We start from the raw sequence: 13065 nt of genomic DNA on the forward strand, positions 1-13065 counted from the left end.
ATACTGATATTATACAACGTTATGAAGGGAAAAGAAAAGCAGCTCACGTCATTTTTGTGAGCTGCTATTTTTTATATCATAATATTTCAAAAAAACTATGATATCATAATATTTCAAGGTATAATATAGTAAAATTAGAAAATAAAGGAAGTGCATCAAAATTATGTTAGTAACAGGCAGTATTTTAATTATAATTGCAGTTTTTTTAGGAGTTATACTTAAAAGAAAAAAGAAAATAAAAATGACAAGAAAATTAAGAAATAAGGCTATTAGAGAACAAACACATAAAGTTCAGCAAATAAAAGAGAAAAATTCAACTGATGATAAAACGAAGGAAGTGTTAAAATATAAAGAGATTTATGATGACTTGGGTTATGATGAAAATGGTTATGATAGAGAAGGCTATGATAGATTTGGTTATAATAAAGAGATTTATGGAAATGATTTTGCAAATAGTTATTCTAGGTCTGATTACGATAAATATGGTTATGATAGAGCGGGTTATGATAAGTTTGGTTATAATAAGGCAGGTTATGACAGAATGGGATATGATTGGAATGGATATAGCAAAGCAGGCTATGATAGAACTGGTCATGATAGAAATGGTTTAAATAAATCTGGAATCTCAAAAAATATTAAATTAAATTCAGAAATTGACAAAACTAGCTATGATAAATTTGGCTATGATAAAGAGGGTTACGACCGAAGTGGTTACGATAGAAATGGTTACGATAGAGCTAGATACGATAAATATGGTTACAATAAAGCAGGATTTGATAGAACAGGCTATGATAGATTGGGATATAATAGAGAAAGTTTTAATGTAGAAAATCATGATGAATATGATAAGTACGGCTATGACAGAGCAGGTTATGATAAATATGGTTATAATAAAGCTAGTTATGATAGAGAGGGTTACAATAGAAGTGGTTATAACTCGAAAGGTTATGATAAAGCAGGGTATAATAAATATGGTTATGACAAGAATGGCTATGATAGAAATGGTAAAAGCAAATCAGTTTAGGAGGAAGTTATGAAAAGTTTAAAAGTATTTTATATATATCACAGCTGTTTTGTAGTTGAAACAGAAAAACATTTATTAGTTTTCGATTACTATAAGACACCACTAAAAACTGATACCGATGATATATCTTTAGTTGATATGGTTTCTAAAAGTTTAAAAAAGGTGATGATATTTTCTTCTCATGGTCATTACGATCATTTTAATAAAGATATTTTGAACTGGAAAAATAAAAATCATGAACTAACTTATATTTTAAGTAGTGATATAGTTTTAGATAGAGATATAAAAAATTGTCATCAGATGTCAGAGGGTGAAAATTTAAATTTAGGAGATATGACGATAAAAGCATATGGGTCGTCTGACTTAGGTGTTTCGTTTTTAGTAGAAGTGGATCAAATGAAAATTTTCCATGCTGGAGATTTGAATTGGTGGTATTGGAAAGATGATACTGAAGCAGAGGAAAAATATATGAGAGAGTTATATACAGGGATTGTTGAAAAAATTAGAATCAATAAAGATATAGATGTTGCTTTTTTCCCTGTTGATCCAAGACTAGAGGAGTTCTGCTATTTAGGAAGTGAATATTTTGCTGAAAATATAAAACCTAAAGTTATAGTTCCAATGCATTTTGATGAGAATTTTTATGTTAGTAGTGAGTTAAAAAAGAGAATTCAAAAATATAATGTGGATGTTATTGAGATATTTAGAACTAACTCTTTGATAGAAATTTAAAAATGAGAAGATATCTTCGGTCATGACCGAAGATATTTTTGTTTAACAGAATAGAAGAAATAAGATATAATATAATTATATAAAAATATAAAATAAGGAGGGTTGAATGACAGAAAAAAATGTTGTTTTAAAAAAATATTTTGGTTATGAGAATTTTAGAGAAGGGCAAGAAGAGATAATCAGTAATATTTTAGAAAAGAAAAATACATTAGCTATTATGCCAACTGGCGGTGGAAAATCTATATGTTATCAAATCCCGGCAATAATGTTTGAAGGCTTAACAATTGTAATTTCACCACTTATATCTCTTATGAAAGACCAAGTTGATGCTTTAAACCAAAATGGAATCCCATCTACATTTATTAATAGTTCTCTTTCAAATGACGAATGTGAAATGACTTATAACTCCTTAATGAATAACGAATATAAAATTATTTATATTGCTCCAGAAAGATTAGAAAATAGTAGATTTTTATCAGTTATAAAAAAAATAAAAATATCTCAAGTAGCTGTGGATGAAGCACATTGTATATCTCAATGGGGTCATGATTTTAGAGCTAGTTATAAAAATATAAAGACATTCTTGGAAAGCTTAGATTACTCTCCAGTAGTAACGGCTTTTACTGCTACAGCTACATCAGAGGTAATTCAAGATATTTTAGCTAGTTTGAATATAAATGCCAATATATTTAGAAATGGATTTAGAAGAAAAAATCTAAAATTTTCTATTTTGAAGAATATAGATAATCTTAAATTTATTCAAAAGTTTATCAATTCTCATTCTGATGAAAGTGGAATAATATATGTTTCTACTCGTAAAGAGTGTGATAAGATTTATGAAATTTTATCTCAAATAATTAAAGTTGGAAAATATCATGCTGGTATGTCTGATGATGAAAGAATGTCTAATCAAGAGGATTTTATATTGGATAAAATTAAAATAATTGTTGCGACAAACGCATTTGGTATGGGAATTGACAAATCAAACGTAAGATGGGTTATTCATAATAATATACCTAAAGATATTGAAAGTTATTATCAGGAAGCAGGAAGAGCAGGAAGAGATGGACTTGACTCAGAGTGTGTTCTTATTTATCATCCGAAAGATGTGGTGATTCAAAAGTTATTTATAGAGAACGAAAATACAGATTCTGAGTTTTCAAAAATAAAATATGAAAAACTATCAAGTATGGAAAACTATACAAGAACAAATAGATGTCTATCAGAATACATAGTAAACTATTTTGGGGATACATTGGAAGAATCTTGTGGAGTTTGTAGTAACTGTGAAAATGAAGGAGAAGTTTTTGATATAACAATTGATGCACAAAAAATTATATCATGTGTTGGAAGGCTAAATGATAGGTTTGGTGTTAAATTGATTTCAGAGGTTTTAAAAGGAGCTAATACAGCCAAAATAAAAGATTATAGATTAAATGAACAATCTACATATGCGTGTTTAAAAGATAAAAGTTTAGAAGAGATAAAAATAATTATTGATTATATGATAGGATATGAGTATTTAAAAGTAAGTGAAGGTAAATATCCTCTAATAAGATTGACAGAAAAAGCATACTCTTTTATTAGAAATAATGAAACTTTACTTATGAAAATTTTAAATAATGATACTTCTATTCAAAAATCTAAAAAGAGTTTTAAAAACAGTGCTTCACTATCATTGATAGAGGGTGGGGAAAATCTATTTAAGATTTTAGCAAAGTATAGAACAGAAACCGCCATTGAATTAAAGGTTCCACCATATGTTGTTTTTTCAGATAAAACTTTAATTGAAATATGTAACTATAAACCAAGAAGTAAAGCTGAGTTACTTGGAGTAAATGGTATGGGAGAAATTAAGTTTGAAAAATATGGTGATTCAATTCTTTCCATTTTAAATAAATATATTGAAGAAACGAATGATAGTAGTGTAACCTCTAAATTAGAGATTTCAACAAAATCAACTTTAACTAAATCAGCTAGTTACAAAAAGACTGCTGAGTTATTTATGGAAGGTTTATCTATTGAAGATATTGCAGCAACTCAGCAGATTGTAGTTACTACGGTTCTTAACCATCTTTCTAAAGCTAAGAAAGAGATTGTAGGATTAGATTTGTCAAGGTTATACACAACAGAAGAGAAAGGTTTAGTGATTGAGGCTGTGGAGAAAGTTGGAATGGAGAGATTGAAGCCAATAAAAGAATACCTACCTGAGTATTTTTCATATGATAAAATAAAAATAATTTTAATAGATTTGTAAATTTTAAAGTAATTAAAAATTATTGATACTTTATACCTAATAATAATACTGTATTTTGAGGTGATTTTTTTGAAAAAATTAAAAGATTTATCACTATTTAGAGTTTTTGCAAAGAATAAGAATTAAGAAGTTGAAGTGTTTTAGAGGAGTTTGAGATGATTAAATTTAGTGAAAAAAAATTTGGTTCAATTGGTGTAGTTGGTCATGTAGGATGTGGTCATTGTCACAGCGTTAATGGGCAAGTACAAGATGATTCAGTTGGACTAGCAGTTATATTATATTTTTTTCAAAAAGTTACAAAGTTATCGTTAGAAATATTTGATATAACTTTTGATGAAAATAAAATTATAGTAAACTTAAAAAACGGTGGTATTGGATACGGTATTGCTCGAAGAGGAATAACGCCATTTGAAAAAGATATTATAAAAAAGTTAATAGGAAAAGAAGCATTGATGACTCATACTATTGTTTTAAAAGAGTTTGGTCGAATCTATGGGCAAGGAGTTTTAGAGGTACCTGTAGCGTTACAATCAGCTATTGCTAATGCTTTGTTAGATGGTTTTTATAAAAAATTTCCTGATAATTTCAAAATAACAAAAGAGAATGTTGGAGATAATTATGGATATATTTTAGGAACTGTTTTAGATATAGGAAATACATCAGTATCTTTTTTAGCTACAGTCAATGCTACTCTTGGAGGAATTGGTCCTAATGAAGACTTAGAAGGCAATTCTAACTATTTTTCTAAAAAATTAATTGTTGAATATTTTAAATTAGATAAAATTCCGACAATTGTTTTAGAATCTAAATTATTTAATGATGCTTTAGGAGATTTAAAAACTGATACTTTTATCGTAAGAGGAGATAAACAAGATGATAATATTGATGTTGTTAATGCATTAGTTGAAGCTTGTAGTACTTTAAGCTATCCTTTTTGTTATTATGATTTAGGAAGTATGAAAAGAAAAGTTGATTCTCTTAAATTAAAAACTATGGATATAGGGAAGAAAATTGAAAAATTAGGAAATGAATTAGCTTTAGCTAATCTATCAGAAGAAAAAGTTCGAATTGTTTCAGAGTTAGCGACAATAGTTAGTCAAGATTGCGGTGGAGTGACATTTATGTCTAATCATATTCATAATGAAATAGGTGGAGCAGGATTGATAAAGAAAACAGGTGCTGTTCTAAGCTTAGGTGTCTCAAAAAAATATATTAATGATAATATTATTCCGTATCTAACTAAAGAGGATCTAGAAAAATATTATCAAATTGTTCTAAAGACAATTTCTATATTAGAAAGATAAAATATGGTATACTTAAAGAAAATATATTAGTGAGGTGAAAAAGATGGTTAAGAAAAAGTTGCCTGTAGGAATAGATAATTTTAAAGAGATAATAGAAAATAACTATTATTTAGCTGATAAATCGATGCTAATAAATGAAGTGCTAGATAAAAAATCTAAAGTAATATTATTACCTAGACCCAGAAGATTTGGAAAAACTTTAAATATGTCAATGCTTAACTATTTCTTTAACATAGAAGATAAAGAGTCTAATAGAAAATTATTTGATGGATTAGATATTACGAATACAGATAAAATGGAGTACGCAGGGCAGTATCCTGTTATATATATTAGCTTAAAAGATATAAAAGTTAGTAATTGGGAGCTATGTTTAGAAAAGTTTATGGCTTTGATAAAAAAAGAGTATAAAAAATATGGATTTGTTTTAGAAGATAAAAGAGATGCACAGGAAAATTCACTTTTAAATTTATCTGAGCAGTTATATGAAAAGTTTGGAAAAAAAGTAATTATTTTAATAGATGAATATGATACACCTTTAGTTACTGCTCATTCACAGGGATATTATGATGAAGCAATATTCTTTTTCCGTAATGTTTTGAGTGCAGCATTAAAAGGAAATCCATATTTAGAATTCGCAGTTCTTACGGGAATACTGCGAGTAGCAAAGGAAAGTATATTTTCAGGGCTTAATAATCTTACTGTATCTACAATATTAGATAATAATTTTAATTATTTTGGATTGAGTGAAAAAGAAGTAGAGATAGCTTTAAAATACTACGAGTTAGATTATGAAGTAGAAGAGATTAAAAAGTGGTACAACGGTTATAAATTTGGAAATAAGCTAGTATATAATCCTTGGTCTATTATAAATTGTATTAACAATAAAGAGATTAATCCATATTGGATAAATACTAGTGACAATGCTTTAATAAAGCAGTTGCTAAATAAAAATGATTCTAAAGTATTAGATGATTTAAAAGCTGTTTTTAGTGGAAATGAAATAGAGGAAGTAATCACAGAAAATATAGTATTTTCTGATTTAGATGATGTGGATACAATCTGGTCGTTGATGTTATTTTCAGGATATTTAACATATGATAGATTGCAAATTTCAGATATAACTGGTGCAAAGACATATTTCTTAAAAATTCCAAACTATGAAGTGCAGTCATTTTTTAAGAACAGTTTTATTAAAGAATATAGTCATGGAAAAACAGCTTTGTATTTTAAAATGCTTGAGGATTTGTATAAAGGTGAGATTGAAAGATTCCAATATAAATTTAAAGATTTATATCTATCAGCAATAAGTTACCACGACGGTGGAGATAGTGAGAAGTATTATCATCACTTTATGCTAGGTCTTCTTTTAACTTTAGGTGATAAATATATAATAACTTCTAATAGAGAAAGTGGTTATGGAAGATACGACATAGCTTTAGAGCCTAAAGATAAGAGAAATTTTGGATTGATATTTGAGTTTAAAATAGGAGATAAAAACAGTATCCATGAGAAAGCGAAGGAAGCTTTAGCTCAAATAAATGAGAAAAAATATGATATATCTATGAAAAATAATGGGGTATCAAAGGTAATAAAAATAGGAATGGCTTTTAGCGGAAAAGATGTTGCTATTGAGAGTGAAATAAACTAATGAGGTGAAAAATATCTTCGGTCATGACCGAAGATATTTTTGTATTAATGATTACCTTTTTCAATTAATTTTTCAATAGCTCTTATAGCTACTTCTGTTTCTAGAGTTGTATCATAAAAGCCATTGTTTGATAATCCAGCTTTAGCTCGTTCTTGATTTGCTACAGCAAGCAAGATAGTTCCACACTTAACTTTTAAATAATTTGCAACAGTAAATAGTGCTGCTGATTCCATTTCAGATCCAAGACATCCCATTTGCATCCATGCTTTCCATTTTCCTAATAATTCATAGCTAATAGGCATATTTTCAGGCTCGTGTTGACCATAAAATGAATCTTTACATTGTACTACACCAACATGAAATTTTGCTTTTTTTTCATTTGCAGCTTCAATTAATGCATTTACAATTTCATAATTTGCAACAGCAGGAAACTCGATAGGAGCATACTCTTTACTAGTTCCCTCCATTCTGACAGCTCCAGTGGCAACAATAAGATCACCACCTTCAACTTTTAAATCCATTCCTCCACATGTTCCTAGTCTAATAAATGTATCAGCTCCTGCATCAACAAGTTCTTGAAGTGCAATAGCAGCACTAGGCCCTCCTATTCCAGTAGATGTCACACTGACTTTTACTCCATTTAAGTATCCAGTATATGTTGTATATTCACGTAAGTCAGCTATTTTTTTAGCATTTTCAAGATAAGAAGCTATTTTTTCACAACGTTTTGGATCACCAGGTAAAATAACATATTTTCCAACATCTCCATTTTTAATTCCAATATGAAATTGTGTTCCATCTGCTCTTTTCATAATATATTTTCCTCCTATTTTTTACTCTTTTATTAGAGATTTATTAATAATACTTACTGTAATGAAACTAGTAAAAATAATTCCGATAAAAATAAGTAATATATTGCTATAAACTATAGCATTTTTTGAAATATTAGTGATGAATGCATTGTCTTGTAATGAGTTTATAGTTAATAATTTTCCAGTTATTACGATTCCAGTGGATGAAGTTATTTTTATACAAAGATTGAAAAATCCTAGTCCAGTTCCACGCATTTTTAATGGTAGTGAATTTATAACTAAAGTCATTATTGGTGTATATAAAATTGAAAAACCACCATTGAATAGGCATGACATAATTATTAGTGGAAGTATATTTTTATCAAGAAGGAAACTTCCAATTAAAAGACCGAGAAACATACTTCCAAGACCAGTTATTAAAGTCTTAAAAACACCAATTTTTTTTGTTATTTTACTTCCTAAAATACCAATAGTCATACTTATAATATAACTTGGAATTAAAATTAATGATATTTTACTGGGCTCTATTCCATATATATGTGATGTCATAAATGAAAATAGGAATGAGTAGCATCCTTGGATAGAGTAGGTAATTAATACTATTAAAATAATTAATAAATATTTCCAATTTTTAAAGAAATCAATTGTAATAAAAGCATTTTTATTTTTACTGATATATAATAAAAAGATTATAGATATTAGTAAGCAAATTATAAGAATGCTAGTTTGCATTAAACTAAAATATAAAGATATAAACAATGCCAGTGTTCCCATTAAAGATATTCCTAAGATATCAACTTTATTTTTTTGATTTTTAGAATCTTCAGGTAAATATTTTATAATAAAAGGAATACTTATAATAGAAATAGCAGGAATTATAAATAGATATTTCCAACCGATATATGTAGCAAAAATTCCTCCTAATAAAATTCCAAGCATTTGTCCACCAGAAAAACAAGCTGTATTGAAGCCATAATATTTCATATGTTTGTCATTTGGTAGATATTTTGTTGCAGTAAGTATAAGTAATGCAGATGCAGATGTTCCACCAGCCATCTGAAGAGATCTAAAAATAAGAACAGCTAAAAAGTAATTGCTAAATATAAATGCACCCAAAGAACTAATAACTTGTATTCCTATTCCAGTAATTAGCAGTTTCTTAATAGATATAAAATCTGATAAAGCAGTATAAAATACATATGCTACTCCCATTGTAAGCATAGCTACAGATGAAATTAAACTAACATTTGCTGAGGTAATAGAAAAATCTTTTGCAATAATTGGAGCACAGATATTGAGTGCTTCTTGTAAGCTTCCTGTAAAAATAAAGGCCATCATAATAAAAGGCATAACTTTTGAAACATTATTTTCTTCTTTCACTTTCTTCTCCTTTTAAACTAAATATAATTTTAATTTAAATGATTGTATTTAGTTTTTAATAGTTTTTTTTATTTCTTTTTGTTCGTATTTATAATATAATAAATAAAAATTATTTTTTCACTGACATCTGTCAGTAAATTGGAGGTATTTTTTGAAAATTATAAAAAATGATTTGTTATTAGAAAACAAAATTAGAGAATTTAGTATTGATTCTATGTTTTACAATGATTATAGAAAGTATATGCAGCTTTTATATTTTACTAAAAAAGAAGTTATATATAATCAAGGTGATAATTTAAATGGAATATATATTCTTATATCTGGTGAGATAAAAGTATCTTTCTCTCTAAGTAATGGGAAAGAAAATATTTTACGGAAATTAAAAGCTCCAAGAATATTTGGTGAAATAGAGCTACTTTTAGATAAGTTGGCACCATCTTCAGTTGAAACTATAGAGGATGCTTATTGCATATATCTACCATTAAAAGAGTGCAAGGAATTGTTATTGAATGATGTTGTTTTTTTAAGAGATATTGCATATAATCTTTCTGATGCAATTTATAAAAGTAATAGTAAATCTTCTATTAATCAAGGTTTATCACCAAAGAATAGGTTAGTAGCATATATTTTTGCTATTGAAAAAAATCAAGAGTTTATTTGTGATATAAAAGAAGTTGCTGAATTTACAGGAATTAGTGAAAGACATCTTTTTAGGATATTAAATGAGTTGATTCAAAAGAAATATATAATTAAAGAAAAGGGTTATTATAAAATAATTAATGAATCTGCTTTGAAGGAAACTATAGAAGATTTATATTAAGAAACAAAGAAAAATAATTAAGTTTATAGAATTGTTGAAACATTTATTTTAAATATATGGTAAAATATTTGTGCAGTATAAAAAATTGGAGGGATTAAATGAAAAGGTTATTATCAACAATTTTTCTTATTTCAAGCTTAATAAGTTATGCTGAGGGGTTTGAGCTTGTTACTTTAGGAAGTGACGGTGGAGTATTCGATGGAAATATCTCTGGATACCTTTTAAAAAGTAAAACTGAGGAAAACTTTGTTGCTTTGGATGCGGGAACAGTTTTACCTGGAATAAAAAAAGGGTTAGAGAAAAATAGTTTTAAGAATATTACTATACCAAAAGATACTGAATGGAATGATACAGGATATATTTTTAGAGAAAAAATAAAAGGTTACCTAATCTCTCACGCTCACTTAGACCATATTTCTGGTTTAGTTGTATCGTCAACAGAGGATACTAAAAAAGAGATTTATGGATTAAAAAGTACAATTGATACTTTGAAAAATAATGTGTTCAATTGGCAACTGTGGCCAAATTTTGCTAATGAAGGCGAAGGGTTTAAATTAAATCAATATACTTATAAAGAGTTGTCTCCTTCAGATGAAGTTTCAATAAACGGAACAACTTTAAAAGTTAGAAGCTTCCCTCTTAGTCATAGTAACTACGAATCGACTATGTTTTTAATAGAAAATAATGGAGAATATCTAGCTTATTATGGAGATGTAGGACCAGATAAAGTTGAAAAAAGTAATGGCCTAGATGAAAGCTTTAAAGTTTTAGGACCACTATTAAAAGAGAAGAAATTAAAGGCAATAATGATTGAATCATCTTTTGAAAATTCAAAACAGGATAAAGATTTATTTGGACATTTAACACCTAAGTGGATTGATACAGAGCTGGAAAATTTAGAGAGATATTCTGGTAAAGGAAACTTGAAGGGGTTAAATATAGTTATAACTCATATAAAGCCGAGTTTGAAAAAGAACGAAAATATGAGAGAAAAAATAGAAAAAGAGTTAGTTGATAACAATAGATTCGGAGTTCAATACCATTTCCCAGTTCAAGGGGATTTATTAGAGTTTTAACATCTGTTAAATATAAAAAAGGAGTGAAAAAATGAATAAAGAGATTAGTATTAAAAAAGTTAAACATGATGCAGAGGAAGCTTATAGAGTTGGAGATTTCTTCTGCTCAGAAGCTATTGTAAACTCAGTTAGAGACAATATCGACCCAGATATGCCAGAGGCTTTAATCGCTGCTGCTTCAGGATTCCCGGTGGGAATTGGAAAATCTAAATGTGTTTGTGGAGCTGTAAGTGGTGGAGTAATGGCACTTAGCTATTTCTTCGGAAGAACTAAGGGTGGAGATACAAAAGTTGTTAAAAATTTAGAACTAGCTAACGAGTTACAAGAGGAGTTCAGAAAAAATCACAAAGTATTATGTTGTAAAATATTAACTCATGGAATGGATATGGGAGCAAAGGAACATAAAGATCAATGTGTTGCTTTTACAGGAGAGGTAGCAGAAGTTGCTGCAACAATAATTGCTAGAGAGTTAGGATTAAAAGTAGTTGAGTAATAAAAAATAAAAAAATTGTGGATTTTACGCCACAATTTTTTTATACCCATTTTTAATAAAGAATATAGATGAGACAATTAACATGATAAGTTCATTTACAGGAGCTGATAACCAAATCCCTTTTGTATCTAAAACTCCAGGAAGTAATAGAAGAAGTATATTTATAAAAATAAGACCTCTTAATACACTTAAAATACTTGATATAAAAGCATTTTCAACAGCTGTGAAATATGAACTGATAATTATATTAATCCCCATTAAGATGTATGTAAAACTGTAATAGATTACAGCCTCTTTAGTCAGTAAAAATAGTTTTGGATTATCTTTTATAAAGACACCAACAAGAGTATCTGAGAATAAGTTTACAAGGAAGAAGAAGAAGATTCCTAGTCCAAACACTGTAATAGTTCCGATTTTTAAAATTTTAAGAACTCTTTCTCTATATTGTGCTCCATAGTTGAAACTAATAATAGGTTGTAATCCTTGAGAAAATCCAATCATTGTCATCGTAACTAAGGTTGAGATATAACTTATAACACTGAAAGCTGAAATACCTTCGTTTCCAATGATATTCATAATATTTATATTGAAAGCCATGATAACAACTCCAGTTGCCATCTCTGTTAAAAATTCAGATGAACCATTATATAAAATAGTCATAACAGTTTTGGGATTAAACTTTATAAAACTATATTTTAATTTTTTAGCTCGAAATATCATGTAATAAGCTAACATTAGGGCTGTTGTCATCTGAGCAGTACCCGTTGCAATAGCAGCACCCTTGATTCCCATATCCAGTATAGCTATTAAAAAGTAATCTAAAACAATATTCATAATAGCTCCACCCAATATACAAAGTAAAGAGTAGTTAGGACTACCTTCAATTCTTACAAAACTTTCAAATCCATATGATAACATATAAAAAAGTGTAAAAAATGATAGATAAAATAGATACGTTGTAGCTTCTTCTAAAATAACATCATTAGCTCCTAAAAGTGTAACAACTTTTTCAGGAAAAATTATTCCTATTAAACTAAGAAGGCAACTAAAAACCATAAAAAGTTGTATTGATGTGCTATAAGATTTTAAAGCTTTTTTATCTTCTCTAGCACCAAGTTGAATAGCAATCATAGTTGAACTTCCAACAGCTACCATAATACCAATAGCAAATGAAAAATTGACATAAGGCATAACAATATTTACAGCAGCAAGACTTTTAGCTCCTAAAAATTTTCCTATAAAAATTCCATCAACTATAGTGTATAAAGAGAAGATCCACATGGTCAGAATAGATGGTACTCCATATTTAAAAATAAGTTTGAAAAGATTATCTTTTAATAATTTTTGTTGCATAATATCACCGTCCTATTTTTATATTATAAACTCTAGAATGATTCTAGAGTCAAGTCTTTAAGAAATAAAAAAATTGATGTATAATATATTTGAGACTAACTATATGAAGTCAAGTATATAATTTTGTTTTTTCTAAAATATTTTTTAGAATTTTTTAAAAAAATAT

General features: G+C 27.9%; 11 protein-coding genes. 8 read left to right on the forward strand and 3 right to left on the reverse strand.

Annotated elements, in window-relative coordinates:
- Nucleotides 1–163 precede the first annotated feature (163 nt).
- The 5 genes from L992_RS13200 to L992_RS10900 all read left to right on the forward strand — a co-directional run bounded on the left by L992_RS13200 (nucleotide 164) and on the right by L992_RS10900 (nucleotide 6965).
- Nucleotides 164–1024 (forward strand): hypothetical protein, encoded by an 861-nt coding sequence (locus tag L992_RS13200; protein ID WP_052191723.1) that lies wholly within the window; start codon nucleotides 164–166, stop codon nucleotides 1022–1024.
- Between the two features lie 9 nt (nucleotides 1025–1033).
- The gene (locus L992_RS10885) at nucleotides 1034–1756 is read left to right on the forward strand and encodes an MBL fold metallo-hydrolase (RefSeq protein ID WP_047396263.1); all 723 of its coding nucleotides are present in this window, start codon (nucleotides 1034–1036) and stop codon (nucleotides 1754–1756) included.
- Between the two features lie 106 nt (nucleotides 1757–1862).
- Nucleotides 1863–4013 (forward strand): DNA helicase RecQ, encoded by a 2151-nt coding sequence (gene recQ, locus L992_RS10890; RefSeq protein WP_047396266.1) that lies wholly within the window; start codon nucleotides 1863–1865, stop codon nucleotides 4011–4013.
- Nucleotides 4014–4168: 155 nt separating this feature from the next.
- A complete protein-coding gene (locus L992_RS10895; protein WP_052193982.1) occupies nucleotides 4169–5317 on the forward strand; it encodes a hypothetical protein in 1149 nt (382 codons plus the stop codon).
- A 43-nt stretch (nucleotides 5318–5360) separates the two neighbouring features.
- A complete protein-coding gene (locus L992_RS10900; RefSeq protein ID WP_047396268.1) occupies nucleotides 5361–6965 on the forward strand; it encodes an AAA family ATPase in 1605 nt (534 codons plus the stop codon).
- Between the two features lie 44 nt (nucleotides 6966–7009).
- On the opposite strand, the gene udp is transcribed toward L992_RS10900, so the two are convergent.
- Complete coding sequence (gene udp, locus L992_RS10905) at nucleotides 7010–7777, reverse strand: uridine phosphorylase (protein ID WP_047396270.1); 768 nt, start codon at nucleotides 7775–7777, stop codon at nucleotides 7010–7012.
- Nucleotides 7778–7798: 21 nt separating this feature from the next.
- Nucleotides 7799–9157, reverse strand: coding sequence for an MFS transporter (locus tag L992_RS10910; protein WP_047396273.1), 1359 nt, complete (start codon nucleotides 9155–9157; stop codon nucleotides 7799–7801).
- A 151-nt stretch (nucleotides 9158–9308) separates the two neighbouring features.
- On the opposite strand from L992_RS10910, the gene L992_RS10915 reads away from it, so the two are divergent.
- The 3 genes from L992_RS10915 (at nucleotide 9309) to L992_RS10925 (ending at nucleotide 11546) form a co-directional block, all read left to right on the forward strand.
- Entirely contained in the window at nucleotides 9309–9977 is a 669-nt protein-coding gene (locus L992_RS10915) for a cyclic nucleotide-binding domain-containing protein (RefSeq protein ID WP_047382589.1), read from the forward strand.
- A 98-nt stretch (nucleotides 9978–10075) separates the two neighbouring features.
- The gene (locus tag L992_RS10920; protein ID WP_047382588.1) at nucleotides 10076–11053 is read left to right on the forward strand and encodes an MBL fold metallo-hydrolase; all 978 of its coding nucleotides are present in this window, start codon (nucleotides 10076–10078) and stop codon (nucleotides 11051–11053) included.
- Between the two features lie 31 nt (nucleotides 11054–11084).
- The gene (locus L992_RS10925; protein WP_047382587.1) at nucleotides 11085–11546 is read left to right on the forward strand and encodes a C-GCAxxG-C-C family (seleno)protein; all 462 of its coding nucleotides are present in this window, start codon (nucleotides 11085–11087) and stop codon (nucleotides 11544–11546) included.
- A 24-nt stretch (nucleotides 11547–11570) separates the two neighbouring features.
- On the opposite strand, the gene L992_RS10930 is transcribed toward L992_RS10925, so the two are convergent.
- Entirely contained in the window at nucleotides 11571–12899 is a 1329-nt protein-coding gene (locus tag L992_RS10930) for an MATE family efflux transporter (RefSeq protein WP_047396275.1), read from the reverse strand.
- Nucleotides 12900–13065: the final 166 nt, after the last annotated feature.

Origin of the sequence: Cetobacterium sp. ZOR0034 (genome assembly GCF_000799075.1) — a bacterium.
Taxonomy (GTDB): Bacteria; Fusobacteriota; Fusobacteriia; order Fusobacteriales; family Fusobacteriaceae; genus Cetobacterium_A.

What these genes read in the sequence shown, in the direction of transcription:
- L992_RS10925 (WP_047382587.1), top strand. Translation starts at nt 11,085, where the DNA reads ATGAATAAAGAGATTAGTATTAAAAAAGTTAAACATGATGCAGAGGAA.
- L992_RS10885 (WP_047396263.1), top strand. Translation starts at nt 1,034, where the DNA reads ATGAAAAGTTTAAAAGTATTTTATATATATCACAGCTGTTTTGTAGTT.
- recQ (WP_047396266.1), top strand. Translation starts at nt 1,863, where the DNA reads ATGACAGAAAAAAATGTTGTTTTAAAAAAATATTTTGGTTATGAGAAT.
- L992_RS13200 (WP_052191723.1), top strand. Translation starts at nt 164, where the DNA reads ATGTTAGTAACAGGCAGTATTTTAATTATAATTGCAGTTTTTTTAGGA.
- L992_RS10900 (WP_047396268.1), top strand. Translation starts at nt 5,361, where the DNA reads ATGGTTAAGAAAAAGTTGCCTGTAGGAATAGATAATTTTAAAGAGATA.
- L992_RS10895 (WP_052193982.1), top strand. Translation starts at nt 4,169, where the DNA reads ATGATTAAATTTAGTGAAAAAAAATTTGGTTCAATTGGTGTAGTTGGT.
- L992_RS10930 (WP_047396275.1), bottom strand. Translation starts at nt 12,899, where the DNA reads ATGCAACAAAAATTATTAAAAGATAATCTTTTCAAACTTATTTTTAAA.
- L992_RS10920 (WP_047382588.1), top strand. Translation starts at nt 10,076, where the DNA reads ATGAAAAGGTTATTATCAACAATTTTTCTTATTTCAAGCTTAATAAGT.
- udp (WP_047396270.1), bottom strand. Translation starts at nt 7,777, where the DNA reads ATGAAAAGAGCAGATGGAACACAATTTCATATTGGAATTAAAAATGGA.